The sequence below is a fragment of the Streptomyces sp. NPDC048424 genome, assembly GCF_040651555.1.
Classification (GTDB): domain Bacteria; phylum Actinomycetota; class Actinomycetes; order Streptomycetales; family Streptomycetaceae; genus Streptomyces.
On sequence record NZ_JBEZKE010000001.1, the window covers coordinates 25062 to 50095 of the forward strand.

Sequence of the window (25034 nt, forward strand, 5' to 3'; positions counted from 1 at the left end):
GCAAACCCCCATTCATGTCCGTGGTACCGGTAGACTGAAGCGAATCCCGCCCGCTTGCGGGATCTAGCTGATACACGCTGACAACGCAGATCGACGCAGCCGCTCCTGCTTGCATGCCTGCTGGCCCGGAGTACGGCCTGTGCTGTGCCAGAAAGGGCGCTTCGTGGCCGATTCCGGCAACCCCAACGACAACCAGTCCACAGCCGGCGGGAACGGCGAGGTAACCGCCTCGTACGACGCCAGTGCGATCCAGGTCCTCGAGGGCCTGGACGCGGTCCGCAAGCGGCCAGGCATGTACATCGGCTCGACCGGTGAGCGCGGGCTCCACCACCTCGTGTACGAGGTCGTGGACAACTCGGTCGACGAGGCCCTGGCCGGGCACGCGGACACCATCGACGTGACGATCCTCGCCGACGGCGGCGTCCGGGTCATCGACAACGGCCGCGGCATCCCGGTCGGCATCGTGCCGTCCGAGGGGAAGCCGGCCGTCGAGGTCGTCCTGACCGTCCTGCACGCGGGCGGCAAGTTCGGCGGTGGCGGCTACGCCGTCTCCGGCGGTCTGCACGGCGTCGGTGTGTCCGTCGTGAACGCCCTGTCGACCAAGGTCGCGGTCGAGGTCAAGACGGACGGCCACCGCTGGACCCAGGACTACAAGCTGGGCGTGCCGACGGCCCCGCTGGCCAAGAACGAGGAGACCGAGGAGACCGGTACCTCGGTCACCTTCTGGGCCGACGGCGACATCTTCGAGACGACCGAGTACTCCTTCGAGACGCTGTCGCGGCGCTTCCAGGAGATGGCCTTCCTCAACAAGGGCCTGACCCTGTCGCTGACCGACGAGCGCGAGTCCGCGAAGGCCACCGTCGGCGCCGACGACCCCGACGCGGACACGGCCGAGCCCACCGCGCGCACGGTCAAGTACTACTACGAGGGCGGCATCGTCGACTTCGTGAAGTACCTGAACTCCCGCAAGGGCGAGCTCATCCACCCGACCGTCATCGACGTCGAGGCCGAGGACAAGGAGCGCATGCTCTCGGTCGAGATCGCGATGCAGTGGAACTCGCAGTACACCGAGGGCGTCTACTCCTTCGCGAACACGATCCACACGCACGAGGGCGGTACGCACGAGGAGGGCTTCCGTGCGGCGCTGACGGGTCTGGTGAACCGTTACGCGCGCGACAAGAAGCTGCTGCGCGAGAAGGACGACAACCTCGCCGGCGAGGACATCCGCGAGGGTCTGACGGCGATCATCTCGGTGAAGCTGGGCGAGCCCCAGTTCGAGGGCCAGACGAAGACCAAGCTGGGCAACACCGAGGCCAAGACCTTCGTGCAGAAGGTCGTCCACGAGCACCTGAACGACTGGTTCGACCGCAACCCGGTCGAGGCCGCGGACATCATCCGCAAGTCGATCCAGGCGGCCACGGCGCGCGTCGCGGCCCGCAAGGCCCGTGACCTGACCCGTCGCAAGGGTCTGCTGGAGAGCGCCTCGCTGCCGGGCAAGCTGTCCGACTGCCAGTCGAACGACCCGACCAAGTGCGAGATCTTCATCGTCGAGGGCGACTCGGCCGGTGGCTCCGCGAAGTCCGGCCGCAACCCGATGTACCAGGCCATCCTGCCGATCCGCGGCAAGATCCTGAACGTCGAGAAGGCCCGGATCGACAAGATCCTCCAGAACACCGAGGTCCAGGCGCTGATCAGTGCCTTCGGTACCGGTGTGCACGAGGACTTCGACATCGAGAAGCTCCGCTATCACAAGATCATCCTGATGGCGGACGCCGACGTCGACGGCCAGCACATCAACACCCTGCTGCTGACCTTCCTCTTCCGCTTCATGCGCCCGCTGGTCGAGGCCGGCCACGTGTACCTGTCGCGCCCGCCGCTCTACAAGATCAAGTGGGGCCGGGACGACTTCGAGTACGCGTACTCGGACCGCGAGCGCGACGCGCTGGTGGAGCTCGGCAAGCAGAACGGCAAGCGGATCAAGGAAGACTCGATCCAGCGCTTCAAGGGTCTGGGCGAGATGAACGCCGAGGAGCTGCGCGTCACCACCATGGACGTGGACCACCGCGTCCTCGGCCAGGTCACCCTGGACGACGCGGCGCAGGCCGACGACCTGTTCTCCGTGCTGATGGGTGAGGACGTCGAGGCCCGGCGCTCCTTCATCCAGCGCAACGCCAAGGACGTTCGGTTCCTCGACATCTGAGTCGGCTCCGCTGACCGCCGCCTGAAAGGACTTCTGACCAGCAATGGCCGACGAAACCACCCCCACCGCAGAGAACGCCGAGAACTCCGCGGAGGAGCAGCCCGTGCTGCGCATCGAGCCCGTCGGGCTCGAGACGGAGATGCAGCGCTCCTACCTCGACTACGCGATGTCCGTCATCGTCTCGCGCGCCCTGCCGGACGTGCGCGACGGCCTCAAGCCGGTGCACCGCCGCGTGCTGTACGCGATGTACGACGGCGGCTACCGGCCCGAGAAGGGCTTCTACAAGTGCGCCCGCGTCGTCGGCGACGTCATGGGCACGTACCACCCGCACGGTGACAGCTCGATCTACGACGCCCTGGTCCGCCTGGCCCAGCCGTGGTCGATGCGCATGCCGCTGGTGGACAGCAACGGCAACTTCGGCTCTCCGGGCAACGACCCGGCGGCCGCGATGCGCTACACCGAGTGCAAGCTGATGCCGCTGGCCATGGAGATGCTCCGGGACATCGACGAGGAGACCGTCGACTTCCAGGACAACTACGACGGCCGCAACCAGGAGCCGACGGTCCTGCCGGCGCGCTTCCCGAACCTGCTGGTCAACGGCAGCGCCGGCATCGCGGTCGGCATGGCGACCAACATCCCGCCGCACAACCTGCGCGAGGTCGCGGCCGGTGCCCAGTGGGCGCTGGAGCACCCGGAGGCCTCGCACGAGGAGCTCCAGGACGCGCTCATCGAGCGGATCAAGGGCCCGGACTTCCCCTCGGGCGCCCTGGTCGTGGGCCGCAAGGGCATCGAGGAGGCGTACCGGACCGGTCGCGGCTCCATCACGATGCGCGCGGTGGTGGAGGTCGAGGAGATCCAGAACCGCCAGTGCCTGGTGGTCACGGAGCTGCCGTACCAGACCAACCCCGACAACCTCGCGCAGAAGATCGCGGACCTGGTGAAGGACGGCAAGGTCGGCGGCATCGCCGACGTCCGTGACGAGACCTCGTCGCGGACCGGCCAGCGCCTGGTGATCGTCCTGAAGCGGGACGCCGTCGCCAAGGTCGTGCTCAACAACCTCTACAAGCACACCGATCTGCAGACGAACTTCGGCGCGAACATGCTGGCGCTGGTGGACGGCGTGCCGCGCACGCTGTCGATCGACGCCTTCATCCGCCACTGGGTGACGCACCAGATCGAGGTCATCGTCCGGCGTACGAAGTTCCGCCTGCGCAAGGCGGAGGAGCGCGCGCACATCCTGCGCGGTCTGCTCAAGGCGCTGGACGCGATCGACGAGGTCATCGCGCTGATCCGGCGCAGCAACACGGTCGAGATCGCGCGCGAGGGCCTGATGGGCCTCCTGGAGATCGACGAGATCCAGGCGAACGCGATCCTGGAGATGCAGCTCCGCCGCCTCGCGGCCCTGGAGCGGCAGAAGATCGTCGCCGAGCACGACGAGCTCCAGGCCAAGATCAACGAGTACAACGCGATCCTGGCCTCGGAGGAGCGTCAGCGCTCCATCGTGAGCGAGGAACTGGCGGCGATCGTCGAGAAGTTCGGCGACGACCGGCGCTCCAAGCTGGTGCCCTTCGACGGTGACATGTCCATCGAGGACCTGATCGCCGAAGAGGACATCGTCGTCACGATCACGCACGGCGGCTACGTCAAGCGCACCAAGACCGAGGACTACCGCTCGCAGAAGCGCGGCGGCAAGGGCGTGCGCGGCACGAAGCTGAAGCAGGACGACCTGGTCGACCACTTCTTCGTCTCCACCACGCACCACTGGCTGCTGTTCTTCACGAACAAGGGCCGGGTCTACCGGTCCAAGGCGTACGAGCTCCCGGACGCCGGCCGTGACGCCCGCGGGCAGCACGTGGCGAACCTGCTGGCCTTCCAGCCGGACGAGAAGATCGCGCAGATCCTCGCCATCCGCGACTACGAGGCGGCGCCCTACCTGATCCTGGCCACCAAGGGCGGCCTGGTGAAGAAGACGGCGCTCAAGGACTACGACTCGCCCCGTTCGGGTGGTGTGATCGCCATCAACCTCCGGGAGACCGGGGACGGCAGCGATGACGAGCTGATCGGTGCGGAGCTGGTGTCCTCCGAGGACGACCTGCTGCTGATCAGCAAGAAGGCGCAGTCGATCCGCTTCACGGCGACCGACGACGCGCTGCGCCCGATGGGCCGCGCGACCTCGGGCGTGAAGGGCATGAGTTTCCGCGAAGGTGACGAACTGCTCTCCATGAGCGTTGTGAGGCCGGGTACGTTCGTCTTCACCGCGACCGACGGCGGCTACGCCAAGCGGACGCCGGTGGACGAGTACCGCGTCCAGGGTCGTGGCGGTCTGGGCATCAAGGCCGCGAAGATCGTGGAGGACCGCGGGTCGCTCGTAGGGGCGCTCGTGGTGGACGAAACGGACGAGATTCTCGCCATCACGCTCGGCGGTGGTGTGATCCGTACGCGCGTCAACGAAGTCAGGGAGACCGGCCGTGACACCATGGGCGTCCAGCTGATCAACCTGGGCAAGCGCGATGCCGTGGTCGGCATCGCCCGTAACGCCGAGGCCGGTCAGGAAGCTGACGAGGTCGAGGCCGACGAGAACGACACCGAGGTGGCCGACGGACAGGCCGCCGAGGCCGCCGAGGGCACGCAGCCTTCGGCCGGGGAGCACGAGGAGTAAGTCGTGAGTGGAGCCACGGGCGCCGGACCGGCCAAGACTGGGGCGAACGGTGCCCGTGGCCCCGCCGCGGACTCCCAGGGTGGCGATGCCACCGCCGAGGGCAGGGGGATCGCCGTGACGGACACCCGAGGGCCGCAGCCGACGGCCGGCGCGGAAGCCGGCCAGGACCGGCCCGCGCCGCCGCCGTACCAGCCGCCGCAGGCCTACGCGGCGCCCTCGGGCCCGGGGACGCCGCGGGCGAACGGCGGAGCCGCCGCGCAGCGCAAGCCGCGTCCTGGGGTCCGTACGACGCCCAGGACGCGCAAGGCGCGGCTGCGGGTGGCCAAGGCCGACCCGTGGTCGGTGATGAAGGTCAGCTTCCTGCTGTCGATCGCGCTGGGCATCTGCACGATCGTGGCGGCGGCGGTGCTGTGGATGGTCATGGACGCGATGGGCGTCTTCTCGACCGTCGGCGGCACGATCAGCGAGGCGACCGGCTCGAACGAGAGCAACGGCTTCGACCTCCAGTCGTTCCTGTCGCTTCCGCGGGTGCTGACCTTCACGTCGGTGATCGCGGTGATCGACGTGGTGCTGGCGACGGCACTGGCGACGCTGGGCGCTTTCATCTACAACCTGTCGGCGGGCTTCGTCGGCGGTGTGGAGCTGACCCTCGCCGAGGACGAGTAGGGCCTTCGCCGAAGCGGCTGCAAGGGGTCGGATGACCTGCGCAGACGCCCCGTCGGAACGGATTTTGGCCTGACCGGGTCTGTGCGCTAATCTTCAGGAGTCAGCGCGCAGCGCGGATGGGGCTATAGCTCAGTTGGTTAGAGCGCATCCCTGATAAGGATGAGGCCACAGGTTCAAATCCTGTTAGCCCCACAGTGTCGAAGACCCCCAGGCCAAGGCCTGGGGGTCTTTGTCGTAGGGCCAGTTGGTGGCTTCCCAGGTCACCGATCGGTATCGGTCGGTGTGTATTGTTGGCTGCCAGAAGTCCCCTACGTCAACGAAAGACGAGGTCGCGCGGTGAAGAAGCTGCTCCTGGTCGCACTGGCCGCCATCGGCGGGCTCCTCGTGTACCGCCAGATCCAGGCGGACCGCGCCGAGCAGGACCTGTGGACGGAGGCAACTGACTCCGTGCCTTCTGGTTCCGGTGTGTGAGACCCAAGGCTGATCCCATGAAGCCCCGGCTGCCGCTGCGGCCGGGGCTTTGTGCTGTTCTGTGACGAAAACTTACGTTATGCAAAGATTTGGCTTGCGCTAGCAAACTCGGGGTGGGCGTGATGGGTCGGGTGCGGACGACGGTGCGGCTCGGAGCCGTGGTGGGGGCGGCGGCCCTGGGCCTGACGGCCGGTCTGCCGGCGGCCGCCCGCGCCGAGGGGACGCAGCCGCAGCCGGTCCCGACGTACCGGGCCGCGGACGGCGCCCGGGCGATCGAGGGCAAGCCCTCCACCGCGGACGCCCCGCAGATCGAGCCCGGCGGCGTCTACAAGGACACCCTCGGCCCCGGGGAGCGCGTGTACCGGCTCGTCCTGGACAAGGACGACTCGAACGTCTACGTCTCCGCCGTGGTCCGGCCCGCGGCGGGCGCGAAGGTGTCCGGCGGCGACGGCATCGAGGTGGAGATCATGACCACCGCCGGGAGCTCCTGCCGGGACAGCGTCGGCCGGGCGAACTTCGGCTACGACCCCTACCCCATCAGCGCCGCCGGCGTCCGGTGGGGCGGGGAGGACGAGGACTGCGCACCGGCCGGCGTGTACTACGCCAAGATCACCCGCACCTCGGCCAAGGGATACGACCAGAGCCCCTGGCCGCTGGAGATCAAGGTCCAGCGGGAGCCGGGGCGCGGCGCGGGCGCTCCCACCACCGCGCCGAGCAGCTGGCCCTCCGGGGCCCCCGCCCTGCCCGGCACCGAGGCGGTGGGCCGCACCGGGGGCACCGGCTTCAACGACGCGCGCGCCCTCGGCGCCGGTGTGTGGCGCGACGAGATGCGGCCCGGCCAGACCCGCTACTACCGGGTCCCGCTGGACTGGGGACAGCAGCTGGGGGTCGGCGCCGAACTCGCCGCCGCCCGGATGACCAAGACGTACGGCTCCGCCTCGGGCGGGCTCACCGTCGCGCTCTACAGCCCGTACCGGGGCCTCGTCTCCGACAAGGACGTCTCCTACGACGGCAAGCAGGCCGGGATCACCCTGGGGAAGACCCCTCCCGTCGTCTACGAGAACCGCTTCGCCGGCGACCGGACCCTGCGGTCGGTGGCCGTCGCGGGCTGGTACTACGTCGCGGTGACGATGGGCTCGAAGGTCGCCGACTTCACCGAGGACGCGGTGCCCGTGCCGCTGACCCTGCGGCTGGAGGTCGGCGGCACCCCGGCCAAGGCGCCCGCGTACAAGGGGAGTCCGGCCGCGGGCGGCTTCGGGGTGGGCGAGGCGGACCGGACCGCCGCCGAGGAGGGGCTGACCGAGCCGGAGGCCGCGCAGGCCGCCGACAAGCGGTCCGTGATGCGGGTCGTGGCCGGGGCCGGCTTCGGCACCGGGACCGCGCTGCTGCTCGTACTCGGCGGCTGGACCCTGCTGGGGCGGCGCGGACGCGGTCCTACAGCTGGGTGAGGGCCCAGACGCCCACGGCGAAGCAGAGCAGCGCCGCGGCGAGGATCGAGGCCACGGCCTTGGCCGGGGGCTTGGCGATGCCGCCGGCCGCCCGGACGGGCGGGGCGGCGGAGGCCGTGGGCGTCGGCACGGTCGCCGGTGAGGGCGGCGGCAGGTGGAAGCTGCCCGTCTCCGAGGGACCGTACGCGGGCACCTGGGCCGGGACGGCCGGATACGGGGTCGTCGGCGAGGTGGGAGCGGTCGCGGCCGTGGGCGCCGCCGTCGCCGCCGTCCCGCGCGGATCGGTACGGGCGGGCTCCGCGGCCGTCGTCACGGAGGCGGGCGCGCCGAGCGGCACCACCCCGGCGGTGGGCGCCTGCGGGGTCACCGCGGCCGTGGCCACCGGTCCCTGCGGGCCGAAACCGGGCGGGAGCGGGCCGAGTTGGTCGAACACCTCCACCGGATCCTCGTCCGGGGCGGGCGGCGGCAGCAGTTCCACGGCCTCGGCAAGGGCCTTGCGCGCCCCTGTGGCCGTACGGAACCGGTGCTGGGGGTCCGGCTGCAGGAGACCGGCGAGGACGTCCCACAGCGGGGCGGGAACGCCCTCCGGGGCGCCCGGGGTGCCATGGGCCAGGAAATGCTCCACGAGGCCCTGGGAGTCGGGCTTGGAGCCCCGGAGGAGGTACAGGGCGACCAGTGCGACGGCGAAGAGGTCGGCGGGGAAGTCGGGCTCGGCGCCCAGCAGTTGCTCGGGAGCGAAATAGCCCGGGGTGCCGACCACGTAGTCGGTCTCGGTCAGCCGGGGCTCGCCCTTGCGCATCGAGATGCCGAAGTCGGACAGCCGCAGGTGCGGCCGCCCGGTTCCGGTGGCCTCCATCAGGATGTTGGCCGGTTTGATGTCGCGGTGGACCACGCCTTCCGCGTGCACCGCGGCCAGCCCCGACAGGAGCTGGTCGAGCAGCAGGCACACGAAGCGGGGCGGCAGCGGGCCGTAGTCCCCGATCACGTGCCCGAGGGAGCCACCGCCGACCAGGTCCATGGTGAAGAGGACCTTGTCGTCGTCGGCCGCCCAGCTGGCGGGAGCGAGCACGTGCGGGTGGTCGATCCGCAGGGCCTGTTCCCGCACGAAGCGCAGGAGGGTGTGGGCGTCGCTCTGCAGGAGGACCTTCGCGGCGACGTAGCGGCGACGGCGGTGGTCCCAGGCCCGCCACACGGCACCCGCGCCACCGCGCCCGATCGGATCGATCAGCTCGTACCGACCGGCGAAGATCTCACCCATCGCTGCGCCCGTCCCCCGTCCCCGTCGTCCGCCCTCGTGCCGTCAGTTCTGGTGGGCCTCGTAGTGGGCGACCGCGTCGGCGGTGCGGCCCGCGCCGTACACCCGGAGGAACTCTGCCAGTTCCGGGTGGCTGGGGGCGAGGCTGTTCGCCGCGTCGATGATGTCGCCGGCCGCGGAGACCGAGCGCAGCAGCGACTGGATCTCCCGGACGACCCGCTTGACCGTGGGTGCGCCGGAGCTGATGGTGGTCTGGCCGCTGTTGCTCAGGACGGATCCTCCCTGGGTCTTCTTGATCTCGTCCATCCGGTCGGTGGCCTCCCCGGCGCTGACGCTCCCGTCGGCCACCTGGCCGGCGAGATCCTGGAGGGCCTGGACGCGCTGCACCACGGCCGGGTTCCCGATCTTGGCGCGCTGGCCGCTCATCAGCTGGGACAGCATGGGCGCCGACAGGCCGAGCACGGCAGCGAGGCGGGCCTGGTTCAAGCCGAGGTCATCTATGAGCCGGCGGAAGAGCGCTCCCAGAGGCTCCCCGTACCAACTGCGCTGAAGCTCTCTGGCTCTGGCCGTGGCCTCTTGCTGTACTGCGTCCACTCTTACTACTCCCCTTCGCTGGTGCGAACCTCGCGAGCATCTTACGGAGAGTGGTCGCACGACGGGAGTCCCTATCATTTTGCGAGATGAGGGGGTACACCCGGTACTCTGTTCTGCGGAACGACCCCCTTCTCGCGTGGGACGGGTGCGTCCAGTTCACGGGGCCTTAGCTCAGTTGGTAGAGCGCTGCCTTTGCAAGGCAGATGTCAGGAGTTCGAATCTCCTAGGCTCCACATCATCAAAGGTCCCCTGACCTGCGGAAACGCTGGTCGGGGGACCTTTTTGTGTTTCCGGTGCGGGCGCTGCGGACGGGCCCGGCGAGGGTGGCGCGCGGCGTTCCGCAACTGTTCGCACGGAGACGGTGTTTCTACCGTCGGCCGCCTCGTGGGTCTCCCGAGCGGGACGCGAGCGGGCTGCACGAGGATCACGACGAACGAAGGAGTCGCGCCATGCCGACCACCAGCCCTTCCACCGGCGTCGCCACGGTGGCGTTCCACGACACCCGCCTGGGGTCGCTCGTGCTGGCAGCCACGGACGACGCGCTCGTCCTGTGCTGCTACGGCACGGCGGAGACCGCTGCGGAGCGGTTGGGCCGGGCCGGACTGGGGCCGGTGGAGACCGGGGACGCGGGAGCGCCGGGGCTCAAGGTGCTGGACGAGGCCCGGGTGCAGATCGACGAGTACCTGAGCGGCGCGCGCCGGGAATTCACCGTTCCGGTGGACCTGCGACTGGCCACCCCGTTCAGCCGGCGCACCAATCTGCTGCTCCCCGAGTTCGTCCCGTACGGACGGACCGCGACCTACGGGCAGCTGGCCGAGGCCCTCGACCGGCCCCGGGCCGCCCGCGCCGTGGGCACCGCGCTGGGCACGAATCCGCTGTGCGTGGTGCTGCCCTGCCACCGGATCATCGGCTCCACGGGGAGCCTCAGCGGGTACGCGGGAGGGCCGGAGGCCAAGCGCGATCTGCTCGCCCTGGAGGCGGCCGGCGCACCGTCCGCGCACTGAGCCCTCCCCGCTCCTGCGCTCCCTCCCCTCCCTCCCCTCCCCTCCCCGCCCCGCCCCTCGCCGCTACGGAAAGCAGAGCACGTGAGCGTCTACGAGCCCCCGCAGCTTCCGGGCTTCGACCTGCCCGGCCCGGACTTCACCCCGTACCCGCCGCAGGGCGCCCCGGCGACGGGTGACGCTCCGCCCCTGGGGAACCTGGACTGGCGGGCGCTGGCCGCCGAACTGGACGAGGAGGGAGTGGCGTTGACCCCGCCGCTGCTGACGGCGGAGCAGTGCGGGAACCTCCGGGAGCTCTTCGACGATCCCTCCGCCTTCCGCAGCACCGTGACGATGGCGCGCCACCGCTTCGGGGAGGGCCTCTACCGCTACTTCTCGTACCCGCTGCCCGAGCTCGTCCAGGACCTGCGGGAGCAGCTGTACCCGCCGCTCGCCCGGATCGCCAACGACTGGGCGCGGCGCCTGGGGCAGCCGGCGTTCGCCCCCGAGTTCGACGGACTGATCGCGGCGTGCGCGGCCGCCGGGCAGCACCGTCCGACGCCGCTGCTGCTCCGGTACGAGCGGGGCGGCTACAACTGCCTGCACCAGGACGTCTACGGGGACCTGACCTTCCCGCTCCAGGTGGCGATCATGCTCGACCGCCCGGACGAGGACTTCACCGGCGGCGAGAGCGTCTTCGTCGAGCAGCGCCCGCGCGCCCAGTCCCGGCCGCTCGTCAGGAGGCCCGGACAGGGCCAGGGGATGATCTTCACGGTCAGCCACCGGCCCGTGCGCTCGGTGCGCGGCTGGAGCCGGGTGACCCTGCGGCACGGGGTGAGTTCCGTGACCGGTGGGCAGCGCCACGTGCTGGGCGTCATCTTCCACGACGCCCGATAGCGCCGGAATCAACCGGCGCGGGGATCCGGTTTCTGCCGCCTGCTTCCAGTGAACCGGCAGCACCGGCACGTTCGCAGGTCAACCCCTACCCACCGGGAATCAATGCCTGGCAGAACCGCCGGTACGGCTGGAGGATCGCTGGAGTTCCGCACCACCGACCTTCCGTACGGTCGACCTTGCGACGGCGCGGGGATCTTGCCGCCCGTTCGTGCACCACGGTTGATCCGGCGGTTCAACGGGAGGAGCGAACATGCAGCAGGTCCAGGGCGCGGAGGGCGCGACGACGAGGCAGGATGCCGGACCGGAGGGTCCAGGTCCGGCGCCCACCAGCTCGCAGCACCGCCTGATCACGGCCTCGCTGCAGACGCTGGCGCAGCAGATGAACGAGATCGCCGAGCAGGCGTCCGCGCTGCTCACGACGCCGGCGGGCGGCGCGGCCACCGACTCCGAGGTGTTCGGGCGGATCGCCCGCAGAACCGTTCCCCGCTGGCACTTCGCGATGCTGAACGACACCGAGCGCAACGAGGCCCTCGTCGGCGCGCTGGAGCGGGGGATACCGGCCGGGGCGACCGTCCTGGACATCGGCTCGGGGAGCGGGCTGCTGGCCATGGCCGCGGCGCGGGCCGGCGCGGGGCGCGTGATCACCTGCGAGATGAACCCGATGCTCGCGGAAGTCGCCCGTCAGGTGGTCGACGCCCACGGGTTCAGCGATGTCATCACGGTGATCGGGAAGCCGTCCAACCTGCTGGAGATCGGCCCCGACCTCGACGGTCCGGTGGACGTGCTGATCTCGGAGATCGTCGACTGCGGTCTCATCGGCGAGGGCCTCCTGCCGTCGATCCGGCACGCGCGCCGGCACCTGCTCAAACCCGACGGCATCATGCTCCCGTCCGCGGGCCGGCTCTACGGCCGGCTCGTCAGCAGTGAGGACATCCTGCGGCTCAACCAGGTGACGACGGCCGAGGGTTTCGACGTCTCGCTCATGAACGTGCTGGCCACCCGCGGTCACCTCCCGGTGCGGCTCAACACCTGGCCCCACCGGTTCCTGTCCGACGCCGCCGAGGTGCTGGCGTTCGACCTGGCGGAGGACGCCCTGGAGCCGGGCGAGCGCCCGGTCGACCTCGTCGCACGCGGCGACGGGGAGGCGCACGCCCTGGTCGTCTGGTTCGAACTGGACATGGGGCACGGCACCACCCTGTGCAACTCCCCGGAGAACACCCGCTCGCACTGGATGCAGGGGTGGGTCCCCCTGGAGAAGCCGGTGCCGGTGAAGACGGGTGAGACGGTCCCCCTCCGCCTGCGCTGGAGCGACTTCTCCCTCAGCGCGCACATCTGACCCACCGGCCCGCCCACCAGGCACACGGCCGTACGTCTTGCGATCCGGACCAAGGAGCACGCAGTGAGTCACGTACCCGCGCACATCCCGTTCGAGCTCAGCGGCGCCGCCCTGCGCGACGCCATCGTGCAGTACGCCACGAATCCGATCTTCCTCGACAACACGGACTGGCAGAACCACGACAATCCGTACCGGCGCCAGCTGCGGCCGCAGGTGCTGCCGCACCTCGACTTCGACAAGGTGCCGGGCCGGGAGAACGTCCTCGACTACACGAGCCTGGCCGTGCAGCGCCTGCTCACCTCCATATACGAGGCCGACCTGGTGTTCTTCCCCAAGTCCGGGCTCAAGGGGAAGGAGGAGGACTTCCGGGCGTTCTACAGCCCGGCCAACCGCGCGCTCGGCGAGCGGGTCCGCCCCGCCCTGGAGCGGTACGCCTTCGGCTTCCTCGACGACGAGGTCGAGACCTCCGGGAAGTGGACCAAGGCCAGCCTCGACAGCTACCTGGACTCGCTCGACATGGGCGGCGGCGAGGAGCGGACGCCCGTGGAGCAGGCCATCACCGGCTCCGGTGACCCCGAGCGGGCGGCGCGGATGTGGCTGGTGCAGTTCGCCGCCGACTTCCTCTCCGAGGCGTCGCCGATGATCCGCAACGTGCTCGGCTACTACGGTCCCGTCCAGTCCGAGTGGTTCAAGGTCGTCATCGACGAGTACGGCTACGGCGTGCACGACACCAAGCACAGCACGCTGTTCGAGCAGACGCTGGAGTCCGTCGGCCTCCAGGCCGACCTCCACCGGTACTGGCAGTACTACCTCAACAGCAGCCTGCTGCTGAACAATTACTTCCACTACCTCGGCAAGAACCACGAGCTGTTCTTCCGCTACGTGGGCGCGCTGTTCTACACGGAGAGCTCGCTGGTCGACTTCTGTCAGCGCGCCGACCGGCTGCTGCACGGCGTCTTCGGCGACTCCGTCGACACCACCTACTTCACCGAACACGTCCACATCGACCAGCACCACGGCCGCATGGCGCGCGAGAAGATCATCGCGCCGCTGATCGAGGCGCACGGAGAGGGGATCATCCCCGAGATCGTCCGCGGCATCGAGGAGTACCGCGTGCTCCTCGAGGTCGCCGACCAGGACTTCTGCGCGCAGATCAGCTGGATGGACGACCAGCCGGAGCTCAAGAAGCTGCACGGTCGCGTCTACGAGGCCATCCGGGAGGGCCGGGTGGAGGCGCCGGTGGCGCACCTGGTCGAGCCCTTCAACGAGCTGTCGAACACCCACTGCCACGAGGGCGACGAGCTCTGCCACATCGTCTCGGGCACCATGCGCTTCGAGAGCGGGCTTGGCTCCTCGCTGACCCTGGAGGCCGGCGAGGGCGTGGTCATCCGGCGCAACCGGCTGCACGGCGCCGACATCCTGTCCGAGGAGTGCGTCTACGAGATCCACTCGGTGGGGGACTACCGGAAATGCCTGTAGTGACCTTCCCCGTCGCCGGGCGGGACAACTGTGTGGTCGTCGCGGGCACGTCGTACGTGTACGCGACGGTCGACGGCCGGGGCTTCGTGATGAACGCCGAGTGCCCGCACCGCGGCGGTCCGCTGCACCTGGCCGGCGTGACGCCGGACGCCTCCCGGCTCGTCTGCCCCTGGCACGACCGGAAGACGTCCGCGGCGCGGCTGCGCGCCGAGATCCCGGCGGTACGGGCCGGCAGCCGGGTCACCGCGGTCTTCCCCGACCGCCGGCCGGCCGGGCGGCCGGCGGTATCCGGCCGGCCGTGCGGTGTCACAAGCCGGGAGTACCGGCCGCTGTCGCCCGAACTCGCCCGCCCCGGCGCGGCCGTCTGACCCCCTTCCGGCCAAGCCCGCGGGAGGCTGCAACGCCCTGGGCCGGGCCGGTGTTCTACAGGTGATGGCGGGTGCGGTGCCGGGCCGTGAGGGCCCCGCACCGCACCCGCCGGACGCATGACGACGAACGAGGAGAGTGGACCATGGCGTGGGACGGGGAGAAGCCCCTTCTGCTGTTGATCGGGAGCAGTGGCCGGCGCAGCAGGGAGTTCATCCTGCGGACGGTGAGCCGGCGCTACGCGTTATGGCTCCTCCAGCCCGCACCGGTGAGCTGGGAGGACCCGTACGTGGCGGGGAGCACGGTCGTCGACAACACCGACCCGCACGCCCTGGTCGAGGCCGCCCGCCAGGTGGCCGCCGCGCACGAGGTGGCCGGGGTGTTCTGCTACGACGAGGGGCTGGTCACGCCGGCCGCCCACGTGGCGCAGGCGCTCGGGCTGCCGGGCAACTCCCCCGAGGCGGTGACCGCCTGCCGGGACAAGAACGCCACCCGGATCGCGCTGGACGCGGCCCGGGTCCCGCAGCCGGTCTCGATCGGCGTCCGCTCGCTGGGCGAGGCGCGGGCCGCGGCGGAGAAGATCGGGTTCCCCGTCGTGGTGAAGCCGCGCGGCCTGGCCGGCGGGATGGGCGTGCGCAAGGCGGACGGACCCGAGGACATGGAGAACGCCTACCGGGCCGCCTCCGGCGCCTCCTACCCCGGAGTGCCCGTCTTCGACGTGTCGGTCCTGGTGGAGGAGTACGCCGACGGCCCGGAGATCAGCGTCGACGCGGTCTTCTTCGACGGCGAGTGCGTGCCCCTCGTCGTGGCCCGCAAGCAGGTCGGCCTGGCGCCCTTCTTCGAGGAGACGGGCCACGAGGTCGACGGGGCCGACCCGCTGCTGACCGACCCCGAGCTGCTGGAGGCGCTGCGCGCCGCGCACACCGCGCTCGGCTTCCACACGGGAGTCAGCCACACCGAGTTCCGCATCACCGCCGGGGGCTTGCGCCTGATGGAGGTCAACGCCCGCCTCGGCGGCGACATGATCCCCTACCTCGGGCAGCTGGCCACCGGGGTCGACGTCGCGATGGCGGCGGCCGACACCGCCGCCGGCCGCACGCCGGACACCGCGGCTCGGCACCGCAAGGCCGCCGCGATCGCGTTCCTCTACCCCGACGAGGACGTCGAGATCGACGCCGTGACCGTCCACGAGGACCGCTTCGGTCCCGACGTGCACAGCGCCGAGGCCATGGTCGATCCCGGTGCGGTGCTGCGCCTGCCGCCCCGCGGCTACATCTCCCGCTACGCCCGCGTGATCGCCCTGTCCGACTCCGTCGAGCAGGCGCGCGCCGCGCTGCTGCGCACCCCGGAGATCGTGGAGGTCGCCTCCCGGCCGGTGGAGGTGCCGGCTCCGTGAGCACCACCGGACAAGGCTCCCCGGAGGGGCAGAAGGCCGTCCGGCCTTCCGTCACCGAGACGCTGAGGGGGATCCCCGGCCCGATCTGGCTGGTCCTGGTCGGCATGCTGATCAACCGTCTGGGCACCTTCCTCCAGATCTACCTGGTGCTCTACCTCACCGACAAGGGCTTCAGCACCTCCGCGGCCGCCTTCGCGCTCGGCGCGTACGGCGTGGGCTCGGTCGTCGGCGTCCTGGTCGGCGGCTCGGTCTCGGACCGGATCGGCTACGCGCGGACCATCGTCGGTTCCATGGCCTTCGCCAGCCTGCTCACGCTCAGCCTGGTCTACCTGGACACCCTGCCCCTGGTGATCGCCGTGGCCGCGGTGATCGGCGTGGTGGCCCAGGCCTACCGGCCCGCCTCCTCGGCGCTGCTGGTGGAGGCCACCCCCGAGGAACACCACGTGATGGTGTTCGCCGTCTACCGGATGGCGTTCAACCTCGGCACCACCGCGGGGCCGCTGATCGGCGCCCTGCTCATCACCTACTCGTACAACCTGATGTTCTACGCCGAGGCGGGGGCGCAGGCCGGCTTCGCCCTGCTCGCGCTGGTCCTGGTCCGCACCGGCACGACCGCCGCCTCCGCCGGGCCGAAGCCGGAGGAGGGCAGCCGGTCGTACGCGGCCGTGCTGCGGGACAAGCGGTACCTGCTGTTCCTGCTGGCGCTGTTCCTCAACGCCGTCGTCTACATCCAGCACACCTCCGCCCTGCCGCTCCAGCTCAAGGCCGACGGCCACGGCCCGACCTTCTACTCGGTCCTGCTGTCGATGAACGCGGCCATGGTCATCTGCCTGGAGCTGCTGTTCACCAAGTACGTGCAGCACCTCCCGGCCCGGTTCGCGGTCGCCCTGGGCATCGGTCTGGTCGGTGTCGGCATGAACCTGTACGTGGCCGGCCCCGGCATGGCCATGTTCGTCGTCGCGACCGTGGTGTGGACGATCGGCGAGATCGTCGGCACTCCGACCGCCTCGGCCTGGCCCGGCCGGGTCGCCCCCGCACACCTGCGCGGCCGGTACATCGCCGCGTGCGCGTTCCCCATGCAGATCGGCTACGCCGTCGGCCCGGTGATCGGCATCGCCGCCTGGCAGGCCTCGGCGGCCTCCGTGTGGTGGTTGTGCGGCGGCCTGACCGCGGTGGCGGTCGTCGCCACCCTCTTCGGCATGGCCGAACCCCCGGCCGCCGAGAAAGCACCGGCCGCCGAGAAGGAACCGGCCGCCGAGCCCGCACCGGCCACCGCAGAAACCCCCTGAGCACCTCCCCGCCCCGCATCCGGAAGTGAGCGAAGCTGCCCATGGCCTACGCAGACGGCATCGAGAAGTTCGTGGAGACCGTCGACGGCGCCCTGCCACCCGACTTCTACACCTATCCCGTCGAACGACAGCGCGCCCTGTACGACGCGTTGACCGAGGTGCTGCCCATCCCGGTGCCCGAGGGGGTCAGCCACCGGGACGCGACCGTCACCCACGAGGGCCGTACCGCCCGGATCCGCGTCTACGAACCGGCCCGGCGCACGGGCGACGCCCCGCTGTTCTACATACGCGGCGGCGGCTTCGTCATCGGCTCGCTCCACAGCCACCACAGCCTGGTCGCCGAACTCGCCGACCGCACCGGTCTGGTGGCGGTCGCCCTGGACTTCGACATGGCCCCGGAGAACCCGTACCCCGGGCCGCTGGAGGACTGTTACGCCGGACTGTGCGCGACCCTGGCCGACCTGCCCGCGCTCGGGCTCGACGGCATCGACCCCGGGGCCGCGGTGCTCTGCGGGGAGAGCTCGGGGGCCAACATGGCCGTGGTCCTCTCGATGATGGCGCGCGACCGGGGCGGCCCCCGGCTGCGCGGCCAGGCCGTGATCAGCCCGGTGCTGGACTTCACCCGGTGGCGGCACGGCGGCGAGGACGCCCCCCTGCTCTCCGGCGGCGAGATGGAGTTCTACACCGCCTGCTACTGCCCCGAGCCCGAACAGGCGGAGGACCCGTACGTCTCCCCGCTGCTGACCGGCGACTTCCACGACCTGCCGCCCGCCTACGTGGTGGGCTGCGAGATGGACTCGCTGCGCGTCGACGCCGAGAAGTACACCGAGCGGCTGCGGCAGAACGGGACGCCGGTGACCTACGTCATGGAGCCGGGCATGGTGCACGCTCCGGTGCGCGCCCGCCGCATCAGCGAACCGGCCGGGGAGTTCTTCGCGCGCTACTGCGAAGCCGTGGCCGCGCTGGCCGCGCCGGCCGGTCACGGTGGAAAGGCGGCCGGCCGTGACGGACGCTGACCGGGGGACGGGCGCACCGCGGGGCGGCGGGCCCTGCGTGATCGTCGACCCCTACTCCTCGGGGGCCCTCTTCGCCGAGCCGCTGACCGGACACGGCGTGCCGGTGGTGGCGGTGGTCACGGGCCCCCGCCCGCCGGAGGCGTACGCCTCCTCGTGGCGGCCGCAGGACTTCGCCGAGATCATCGTGTACGAGGGGGACCTGGAGCCGGTCGTCGAGCGGTTGCGGGAGCTGGATCCGCGAGCCGTCCTGGCCGGCTGCGAGTCCGGGGTGGAACTGGCCGAGCGCCTCGCGCCCCGGGTGGTGCCCGCGCGCAGCAACGTGCCCGAACTGGCCGCGGCCCGACGGGACAAGAGCAGCATGGCGGCCGCCGTCGCGGCGGCCGGCCTGCCGGTCATCCCGCAGATCTGCACCGACGACGCCGAAGAGGTGGCGGCCTGGCTGGAACGCGAGGGCCTGGCCGGGGCGGACCTGGTGGTCAAACCGCCCAAGAGCGCCAGCACCGACGGCGTGATCAAACTGGCGGGCGGCACGGACTGGCGGGCGGTCTTCGGCCGACAGCTCGGCCGGACCAACCAGTTCGGCGAGACGGACGACCGGCTCATCGTCCAGAAGTTCGTCACCGGCACCGAGTACGTGATCGACACCTTCAGCCACGACGGGAAGCACGCCGTGGTCGACGTGTGTGCCTACCGCAAGGTCGACAACGGCCCGCACATGGCCGTTTACGACACCATGCGCTGGCTCCCCCCGGACGACCCGGCCATCCCGGGCCTCACGGAGTACGTCCTCGGCGTCCTGGACGCGGTGGGCCTGCGCTTCGGTTCGGCCCACGTCGAGGTGATGGGCACGGCGGAGGGGCCGCTGCTCATCGAGCTCGGTGCCCGCCCGCACGGCGGCGGCCAGCCGCGCTTCAACCGCAACGCCACCTCCGACAGCCAGATCGACCGGACCGTGCGCTGGCTGACCGGGGGCGAACTTCCCCAGGGCTACGAACTGCTCCTGCACCAGATGTGCGTCTTCCACATCGCGCCCCGCACCGGGACCGTCTCCGGCACGGCGGCCCTGGACTCCATCCGTGACCTGCCCAGTCACCACTTCTCGGTGCAGAGCCTGAACGACGGCGACCACGTCCGCGCCACCCGGGACCTGGTCGACAGCCTCAACTTCGGGTTCGTGATCCTCGCCCACCCCGACGAGGAGCAGATCCGGCGCGACTACGAGGCGGTCCGCGCCGCGGAGCGCCTCCTGTCCATCGAGGAGTAGAGATCAACACCGCCGCGTTCCTGGTGAGTTCCCTGATCGTGATCATGATGCCGGGCCCCGACCTCGTCCTGATCACGGGTCTGGTGCTGAACGGCTCCCTGAGGGTGGCCACCGCGGCGGCCCTGGGCATGATCACCGCGGGGGCCGTCCAGGCCGGGCTCGGTGCGGCCGGGCTGGCCGCGTTGCTCGCCGCCAGCCCGGAGCTGTTCGCGGCCTTCCGGTGGGCCGGCGCGCTCGTCCTGCTCGGCTGGGCGGTGCTCGCCCTGCGGCGGTTCTCCCGCCCGGCCGGCTCCGAGGGCGCGGCGGCCGGGGAGGCTCCGTCGGCCGGGGCCGCGCCGGCCGCCCCGGCCCGGGCCGCGGCCGCCGCGGTCATGGCGGCCGGACCCTCCGAGCGGCAGGCCTTCGTGCAGGGCCTGCTGTGCACCGGGTCCAACCCCAAGGTGGGCATCTTCCTGATGGCGTTCCTGCCCCAGTTCGTGCCCGCCGGCATGACCCCCGAGGCGGGCGTGCCCCTGCTGGCCGCCTGCTACCTGGCCCTGGGCCTGATCTGGCTCCTGACCTGGATGAGACTGGTCCACCGGCTCGCCCGGCACCTGCGGTCCCCGCGGACGCTGCGCATCGCCGACGGGCTCACCGCCGTCGTGTTCGGTGTGTTCGCCGTCCGGCTGGCACTGGGCGGGTGACGCGGGCGCCGCCCGCGTCACACCGCATGCAACCGCTCCGTGTCCTCCCGCAGCGCCAGCCTGCGCGCGTAGCGCAGGAGCGGCGCGGGGAGCGAGAACCGGCCGGGCACGCACTCGCGGAGCAGGCTCGCACCGACCAGACGCCGCAGCACGTGCGTCGCCTCCGGCGGAGTCGTCTCCGCCAGTTCGGCCACGGTGTACGCGTTGACCAGCCGTCCCCCGGTCCGCGCGAGCAGCCGGAAACACCGGCGCACGGGTTCCGGCAGGGACCGGTAGGACGGTTCGAACGCCGCGTGGGCCGCGGCGAACAGGTCGTCACTCGCGACCGGCAGGTCCGCGAACGCCCCGGCCTCCTGCAGCTCGACGCACAGCTGGGCGATACCGCTCCCGGGGTATTCCGCGAGCCGGGCCGCGAGCAGCCGGATCGCCAGCGGGAGCCCGCCGCAGTGCCGGACCAGTGCCATCGCGGCCAGCGGCTCGGCGTCCACGCGGCCGCCGCGCACCAGCTGGCCCAGCAGCGCGAGCGCCTCGTCCCGGTCGAGGACGTTGACGTCGATCCGGGGCACTCCGTCCCGGGCCACCAGCCCCGGCAGGGTGTTGCGGCTGGTGACCAGGACCGCGCACCGCGCCGTCCCCGGCACGAGCGGCCTGATCTGGCTCTCCTCGCGCGCGTTGTCCAGCACGATCAGCATCCTCCTGTCCGACAGCAGGGTGCGGTACAGGTTCGCGGCCTCGTCGAGGGTGTCGGGGATCTCCGCGTCCCGCACCCCCAGCGCCCGCAGGAACGAGGCGAGCACCTTCCCCGGGTTCAGGGCGCGCCGGTCGCCGTACCCGTGCAGGTCGCCGTACAACTGCCCGTCCGGGAAGCGCTCTCTCACCCGGTGCGCCCAGCGCACGGCGAGCGCCGTCTTGCCCACGCCGGGAAAGCCCGTGATCAGCGCCGCCGGGACCTGTCCGCCCCGCTCGCAGGCGGGCAGGAGCAGCCGGTCCAGCTGTTCCAGCTCGGCGCCGCGGCCGACGAAGCCCGTGCTCGCGGCCGGAATCTGGGACGGCCGGGGGCGCGGCGGCGGCGCGGCGGCCGGCCGCCGTACGGGCGGCGCCCCCGCGCCGGACGGCGGCCGTTCGGCCACCGGTCCCGTCCTCGGCCACGGAAGTTCCTGGTGCAGGATCCGCAGATGGGCGCGGCGCAGTTCGTCGCCCGGCTGGACGCCCAGCTCCTGGTCGAGCCGGTGCGTCACCGCGGCGAAGACCCGCAGCGCCTCCTGCTGTTCCCCGCAGCTCGCCAGCGCGAGCATCAGCGAGGCCTGGAGACCCTCGTGCAGCGGCTCCTCCTCGCCGGCGCCGCGCAGCGCCTGCACCACCTGTCCGGGCCGGTGCAGTTGCATGGCGAGGTCGGCGTACAGCAGCAGGCTCTCCACCCGCTGCCGGGCGGCCGCGGTGGCACCGGGATGGTGCGGCAGCAGCGGTTCGCCCGCCAGGAGCGGTCCGCGCCAGCACCGGTAGGCGCGTCCGGCCAGCTCGTGGGCGGACGCGGCGTCCCCGCCCCGGTGCGCCTGGCGCGCCCGCAGCGAAAGGTCCTGGAAGCGGGTCAGGTCGACCTGGTCGCGGTCCAGGGCCAGGGCGTACCCGGTGTGCGTACGCGTCAGGAACGAGTCGGCGGGCACCCCCGCGACGGAATCGGAGGGCAGCAGCAGCCGGCGCGCCTGGCTGACGTAGGTGTGGACGAGGCTCTGGTAGGAGCGGGGCGGGTCGTTCGGCCACAGGGTGTGGGTGATCTCCCCCAGGCTGGCGGGCTCCGGGTGCTGGAGCGCCAGCAGGGCCAGTAATCGCCGCACCTTGGTGGCTTGTACGGGTGTCTCCACGCCCCGGTACCGGACGGAGAGCGGCCCGAGGATGCCGATGTGGAGGCGCTCGTCACCGGGGCGCCGGTCACCGGGCGCCCCGCCGGCGGGGCGTACGCCGCCGCGTGCGGGCAATGAGAGCTGTCGCGCCGCGTCCGCGTCGAGGCCCAGCGCGTCGGCCAGCAGTTGCATGGTCCGGGTCTGCGGCCGGCGCACCCGGCCCTGCTCGATGTCGCGCAGCGTCCGTACGCTCACCCCGGCGCGTTCCGCCAGTTCGTGCTGGGGCAGACCGGCCCGGCCCCGGAAGGAGCGGAGCCGTTCACCGAACGACCAGCTGCAGTCCTCCGTGGATCTCGTCCCGAAAACGCGGTTCTCCAACGTTCCCCCTGGTGGCTGAGGTGCAGCGCGGTGGTCCCTTTCCAGCGGCTGCGAGCGGAAGGTGCGCGGCGACGGAACGCGCGAGGCGCAGTCCGTTGGGATCTTTTGGGATCTTCGAATATCGGGTCACCGTGCGGTGCCGGCCGGCGCGCCGCGACAGGAAAGAACGGGAGAGGACAACGCCCGGAAAAAGATTCTTCCAATACCCCGTGCACAATGGTTGACATCGTGCCCCCCGAAATCCCGCAGGACCATGAACAATTCGAACCGTGGGGGCGCGGCTCAGCGCCCACGATCCGACCGTAACTCCAAAACGTTGATGACCACGGGTCGCTTCTGGCCAAGAACACCGTTGTTTCGGCCAGAAGCGAAAAATTGTCGTGTGCCGGCGTGCGCCCGGTGCAACGGTCTCGCGCGGTCCGGTGTTTACCCGGACGATGGACGAGATGGCGCTCCCGCTGACGGAACTGCTCGCGACCGACCTGGATGACGGGTTCACCGAACTCGTCCGTACCCAGGCGGGCGCCGTGCGCTCCGTACTGCTGCGACTCTCGGGGTCCGCACGAGAAGCCGACGACCTGGGACAGGAGACCTTCCTGCGGGCCTATGCGGCCCTGCGCGAGTACTCGGCCGAGCGGCGCCGGCAGCTCCAGCCGCGTGCCTGGCTGCTCACCATCGCGGCGAACGTGTGGCGCAACCACCTGCGCACCCTGAGCCGCCGGCCCGGCGTGGCCGACGGAGTCGAAGTGGCGCGTGCCGAGACCCTGGACGACGCTCCGGGGCCGGAACAACGGGCGCTCGACGGGGCGAGGCGGGCCCGGCTGGTGGCCGCACTGTCGGGTCTGCCGGACCACCACCGGCTGCCGGTGGTGCTGCGGTACATCGGCGAGCTGAGTTACCAGGAAATGGCCGCGGTCCTGGACTGTCCGGTCGGAACGGTGAAGGCGCAGGTGTCGCGGGGTCTGGCCACTCTGCGCGCCGAGCCCGCCTTAGCCGCCGACCGCACCTGGCACGGGCCGGCCCGAGAGGAACGGAAGGAGGCGGCGGGATGAGACTGCCGGACGAGTTGAGCACCCTGCGCCAGGTGGCGCCCGCGGGGTTCGCGGTACGTGTGCTGGAGCGCGCCGGTGTTCCGGCGCACCGCTACGACTGCTACGTACGCACCGACTCCCCGGTCGGCCCCCTCTACGTCGCTCACGGGCGGGGAGCGGTGACCGGTGCCGCCGCCACGGACTGGTACGCCGACGACGGGGAGTTCGAGGAGGCCTACCGGGCCCGCACCCGGCGGTCGGTGCTCTCGGGGACCAAGCCCCCGCCGGGGCTGGCGCGGGCCCTGCGCGGGCGGGACCGGACCCTGCGCTACGACTTCGGGCCGCTGCCCGAGGAACAGCGTGCGGTCCTGCAGGCCACCCGGCTCATCCCGTTCGGGCAGCTGCGCCCGACGGCCTGGCTGGCCCGCGAGGCCGGACTGCCCGGCCTCGCCCCCGCGGAGGTGATGGCGGCGGTCCGGGCCAATCCCGTCCCCGTGCTCGTTCCGGCGCACCGGGTGTGCCGGGACGACGGGCTGCCGGCGGACTGCGGGCTGCCGGCCGGATTCGAGCGGGGACTGCGGGAGTGGGAGGGCGTGGACGCCGAGCGGGTGGAGCGGTTCGTGGCGCTCGGTGCCCGGTTCCTGGGCAGCGGGACCACGCGGATCTTCTGCTACCCGACCTGTGCGCACGCGCGCCGGATCACCGCCCGCCACGAGGTGCCCTTCACCTCGGCCGACGAGGCCGCCGCCGCCGGATTCAGGGGGTGCCGCAGCTGCCGGCCGGCCACCGTGTGACGGGCGGACCCGTCCCACCGGGCCGCCACACCGGCCCGTCCCGCCTTCCGTACCGCCGCGCCGGCACGGAAGGTGCGGGCCGTCACCGTGCCGCTCAGCGGTCGCGGAGTTCCAGCGTGCAGCACTTGACGCTGCCGCCGGCCTTGAGCAGCTCGGAGAGCTCGACCCCGATCGGCTCGAAGCCCCGCGCGCGCAGCTTGGCGTGCAGGCCGGTGGCCGCGGCGGGCAGCAGCACGTGGCGGCCGTCGGAGAAGGCGTTGAGCCCGAACACGGCGGCGTCCTCGGCGTCGGCCAGGATCGCGCTGGGGAACATGGCGCGCAGCACCGCCTGGCTGCCCTGGGAGAAGGCGGCCGGGTAGTACATGACCTCGTCGTCCGACAGCACGGAGAGTGCCGTGTCCAGGTGGTAGAACTCCGGGTTCACCAGCGTCAGCGAGGTGACCGGGAGGCCGAAGAACTCCTGCGCCTCCGCGTGTGAGCGCGGGTCGGTGCGGAATCCGGTGCCGGCCAGCAGGCGCCGCCCGACGGTGAGGATGTCGCCCTCGCCCTCGTTGACGAACTCGGGCCACAGCGTGTCCGTGTAACCGCGGCCTTCCAGCCATCTCAGGTACGCGGGCCCCTCCGCGGTGCGCTCCGCATGGCGGAAGCGGGCCCCGTAGACCTTGCCGTCGACCACGGTGGCGCCGTTGGCCGCGAACACCATGTCGGGCAGGCCCTCGATGGGGTCTATCTCCTCGACCACGTGGCCGAGTTCGAGGTAGAGCTCGCGCAGCCCCTCCCACTGCTTGACGGCGAGCGCGTTGTCGGTGGCGTGCTGCGGGTTCATCCACGGGTTGATCGAGTACGTGACGTCGTAGTGCCGGGGCCGGCACATCAGCAGACGGCGACGGGTGGCGACCCGGGTGGGGCTTTCGGAACGGTAGAGAGCGCCGGCGGGGGTGATGGGCTCGGTGAGCGGCACGAGGGCTCCTTCTCATGGGGTGGGGATGGA

The 25034-nt window shown here is 71.3% G+C and carries 21 protein-coding genes and 2 tRNA genes; 19 read left to right on the forward strand and 4 right to left on the reverse strand.

Annotation, left to right across the window (positions count from 1 at the left end; all coding sequences use genetic code 11):
- Positions 1-139: 139 nt before the first annotated feature.
- From gyrB to AB0D29_RS00140, 6 genes are all read left to right on the forward strand, one after another.
- The gene (gyrB, locus tag AB0D29_RS00115; protein WP_362851206.1) at positions 140-2200 is read left to right on the forward strand and encodes a DNA topoisomerase (ATP-hydrolyzing) subunit B; all 2061 of its coding nucleotides are present in this window, start codon (positions 140-142) and stop codon (positions 2198-2200) included.
- Between the two features lie 43 nt (positions 2201-2243).
- Complete coding sequence (gyrA, locus tag AB0D29_RS00120) at positions 2244-4859, forward strand: DNA gyrase subunit A (RefSeq protein ID WP_362851208.1); 2616 nt, start codon at positions 2244-2246, stop codon at positions 4857-4859.
- 3 nt (positions 4860-4862) lie between these two features.
- Positions 4863-5525, forward strand: coding sequence for a DUF3566 domain-containing protein (locus AB0D29_RS00125; RefSeq protein ID WP_362851210.1), 663 nt, complete (start codon positions 4863-4865; stop codon positions 5523-5525).
- Positions 5526-5643: 118 nt separating this feature from the next.
- Positions 5644-5717, forward strand: a tRNA-Ile gene (locus AB0D29_RS00130).
- Positions 5718-5861: 144 nt separating this feature from the next.
- Positions 5862-5996: a DLW-39 family protein gene (locus tag AB0D29_RS00135; protein WP_208809277.1), complete on the forward strand. Its 135-nt coding sequence runs from the start codon at positions 5862-5864 to the stop codon at positions 5994-5996.
- Between the two features lie 122 nt (positions 5997-6118).
- Positions 6119-7444 carry a hypothetical protein gene (locus tag AB0D29_RS00140; RefSeq protein ID WP_362851782.1) on the forward strand — a complete coding sequence of 442 codons (1326 nt, stop codon included), beginning with the start codon at positions 6119-6121 and terminating at the stop codon, positions 7442-7444.
- Here the strand turns inward: AB0D29_RS00140 and AB0D29_RS00145 are convergent.
- Both AB0D29_RS00145 and AB0D29_RS00150 read right to left on the reverse strand, forming a co-directional pair.
- Positions 7431-8702: a protein kinase gene (locus AB0D29_RS00145; RefSeq protein WP_362851212.1), complete on the reverse strand. Its 1272-nt coding sequence runs from the start codon at positions 8700-8702 to the stop codon at positions 7431-7433. The genes AB0D29_RS00140 and AB0D29_RS00145 overlap by 14 nt on opposite strands.
- A 42-nt stretch (positions 8703-8744) precedes the next feature.
- Positions 8745-9293, reverse strand: coding sequence for a DNA-binding protein (locus AB0D29_RS00150; RefSeq protein WP_362851214.1), 549 nt, complete (start codon positions 9291-9293; stop codon positions 8745-8747).
- Positions 9294-9453: 160 nt separating this feature from the next.
- On the opposite strand from AB0D29_RS00150, the gene AB0D29_RS00155 reads away from it, so the two are divergent.
- The 11 genes from AB0D29_RS00155 (at position 9454) to AB0D29_RS00205 (ending at position 19999) form a co-directional block, all read left to right on the forward strand.
- A tRNA-Ala gene (locus tag AB0D29_RS00155) sits at positions 9454-9526 on the forward strand.
- A 216-nt stretch (positions 9527-9742) separates the two neighbouring features.
- A complete protein-coding gene (locus AB0D29_RS00160; protein WP_362851216.1) occupies positions 9743-10297 on the forward strand; it encodes a methylated-DNA--[protein]-cysteine S-methyltransferase in 555 nt (184 codons plus the stop codon).
- A gap of 81 nt (positions 10298-10378) precedes the next feature.
- Positions 10379-11170: a 2OG-Fe(II) oxygenase gene (locus AB0D29_RS00165; protein ID WP_362851218.1), complete on the forward strand. Its 792-nt coding sequence runs from the start codon at positions 10379-10381 to the stop codon at positions 11168-11170.
- Positions 11171-11420: 250 nt separating this feature from the next.
- Positions 11421-12506 (forward strand): class I SAM-dependent methyltransferase, encoded by a 1086-nt coding sequence (locus AB0D29_RS00170; RefSeq protein WP_362851220.1) that lies wholly within the window; start codon positions 11421-11423, stop codon positions 12504-12506.
- Between the two features lie 63 nt (positions 12507-12569).
- On the forward strand, positions 12570-13985 hold the full coding sequence (locus AB0D29_RS00175; protein WP_362851222.1) for an iron-containing redox enzyme family protein: 1416 nt from the start codon (positions 12570-12572) through the stop codon (positions 13983-13985).
- Positions 13976-14353 carry a Rieske 2Fe-2S domain-containing protein gene (locus AB0D29_RS00180; RefSeq protein WP_362851224.1) on the forward strand — a complete coding sequence of 126 codons (378 nt, stop codon included), beginning with the start codon at positions 13976-13978 and terminating at the stop codon, positions 14351-14353. The genes AB0D29_RS00175 and AB0D29_RS00180 overlap by 10 nt, the downstream gene beginning before the upstream one ends.
- Before the next feature lie 143 nt (positions 14354-14496).
- Positions 14497-15747: an ATP-grasp domain-containing protein gene (locus AB0D29_RS00185; protein WP_362851226.1), complete on the forward strand. Its 1251-nt coding sequence runs from the start codon at positions 14497-14499 to the stop codon at positions 15745-15747.
- Positions 15744-17036: an MFS transporter gene (locus tag AB0D29_RS00190; RefSeq protein WP_362851228.1), complete on the forward strand. Its 1293-nt coding sequence runs from the start codon at positions 15744-15746 to the stop codon at positions 17034-17036. The genes AB0D29_RS00185 and AB0D29_RS00190 overlap by 4 nt, the downstream gene beginning before the upstream one ends.
- A 41-nt stretch (positions 17037-17077) precedes the next feature.
- The gene (locus AB0D29_RS00195) at positions 17078-18052 is read left to right on the forward strand and encodes an alpha/beta hydrolase (protein ID WP_362851230.1); all 975 of its coding nucleotides are present in this window, start codon (positions 17078-17080) and stop codon (positions 18050-18052) included.
- Complete coding sequence (locus tag AB0D29_RS00200) at positions 18039-19316, forward strand: ATP-grasp domain-containing protein (protein WP_362851232.1); 1278 nt, start codon at positions 18039-18041, stop codon at positions 19314-19316. The genes AB0D29_RS00195 and AB0D29_RS00200 overlap by 14 nt, the downstream gene beginning before the upstream one ends.
- Positions 19317-19339: 23 nt before the next feature.
- Positions 19340-19999 (forward strand): LysE family translocator, encoded by a 660-nt coding sequence (locus tag AB0D29_RS00205; protein ID WP_362851234.1) that lies wholly within the window; start codon positions 19340-19342, stop codon positions 19997-19999.
- 17 nt (positions 20000-20016) lie between these two features.
- On the opposite strand, the gene AB0D29_RS00210 is transcribed toward AB0D29_RS00205, so the two are convergent.
- Complete coding sequence (locus AB0D29_RS00210) at positions 20017-22218, reverse strand: BTAD domain-containing putative transcriptional regulator (protein ID WP_362851236.1); 2202 nt, start codon at positions 22216-22218, stop codon at positions 20017-20019.
- 446 nt (positions 22219-22664) lie between these two features.
- Between AB0D29_RS00210 and AB0D29_RS00215 the strand changes: the two genes are divergently transcribed.
- Both AB0D29_RS00215 and AB0D29_RS00220 read left to right on the forward strand, forming a co-directional pair.
- Positions 22665-23270, forward strand: coding sequence for an RNA polymerase sigma factor (locus AB0D29_RS00215; protein ID WP_362851238.1), 606 nt, complete (start codon positions 22665-22667; stop codon positions 23268-23270).
- Positions 23267-24043: an MGMT family protein gene (locus AB0D29_RS00220; protein ID WP_362851240.1), complete on the forward strand. Its 777-nt coding sequence runs from the start codon at positions 23267-23269 to the stop codon at positions 24041-24043. Before AB0D29_RS00215 ends, AB0D29_RS00220 begins: the two co-directional genes overlap by 4 nt.
- Before the next feature lie 94 nt (positions 24044-24137).
- On the opposite strand, the gene ddaH is transcribed toward AB0D29_RS00220, so the two are convergent.
- Positions 24138-25004, reverse strand: a complete 867-nt coding sequence (ddaH, locus tag AB0D29_RS00225) for a dimethylargininase (protein ID WP_362851242.1) — start codon at positions 25002-25004, stop codon at positions 24138-24140.
- Between the last annotated feature and the right edge of the window lie 30 nt (positions 25005-25034).

Excerpts from the sequence above, each read along its gene's own strand:
- AB0D29_RS00160 (WP_362851216.1), top strand. The coding sequence starts at position 9,743 with ATGCCGACCACCAGCCCTTCCACCGGCGTCGCCACGGTGGCGTTCCAC.
- AB0D29_RS00170 (WP_362851220.1), top strand. The coding sequence starts at position 11,421 with ATGCAGCAGGTCCAGGGCGCGGAGGGCGCGACGACGAGGCAGGATGCC.
- AB0D29_RS00145 (WP_362851212.1), bottom strand. The coding sequence starts at position 8,702 with ATGGGTGAGATCTTCGCCGGTCGGTACGAGCTGATCGATCCGATCGGG.
- AB0D29_RS00180 (WP_362851224.1), top strand. The coding sequence starts at position 13,976 with ATGCCTGTAGTGACCTTCCCCGTCGCCGGGCGGGACAACTGTGTGGTC.
- AB0D29_RS00220 (WP_362851240.1), top strand. The coding sequence starts at position 23,267 with ATGAGACTGCCGGACGAGTTGAGCACCCTGCGCCAGGTGGCGCCCGCG.
- AB0D29_RS00195 (WP_362851230.1), top strand. The coding sequence starts at position 17,078 with ATGGCCTACGCAGACGGCATCGAGAAGTTCGTGGAGACCGTCGACGGC.
- AB0D29_RS00140 (WP_362851782.1), top strand. The coding sequence starts at position 6,119 with ATGGGTCGGGTGCGGACGACGGTGCGGCTCGGAGCCGTGGTGGGGGCG.
- AB0D29_RS00215 (WP_362851238.1), top strand. The coding sequence starts at position 22,665 with ATGGCGCTCCCGCTGACGGAACTGCTCGCGACCGACCTGGATGACGGG.
- AB0D29_RS00185 (WP_362851226.1), top strand. The coding sequence starts at position 14,497 with ATGGCGTGGGACGGGGAGAAGCCCCTTCTGCTGTTGATCGGGAGCAGT.
- gyrA (WP_362851208.1), top strand. The coding sequence starts at position 2,244 with ATGGCCGACGAAACCACCCCCACCGCAGAGAACGCCGAGAACTCCGCG.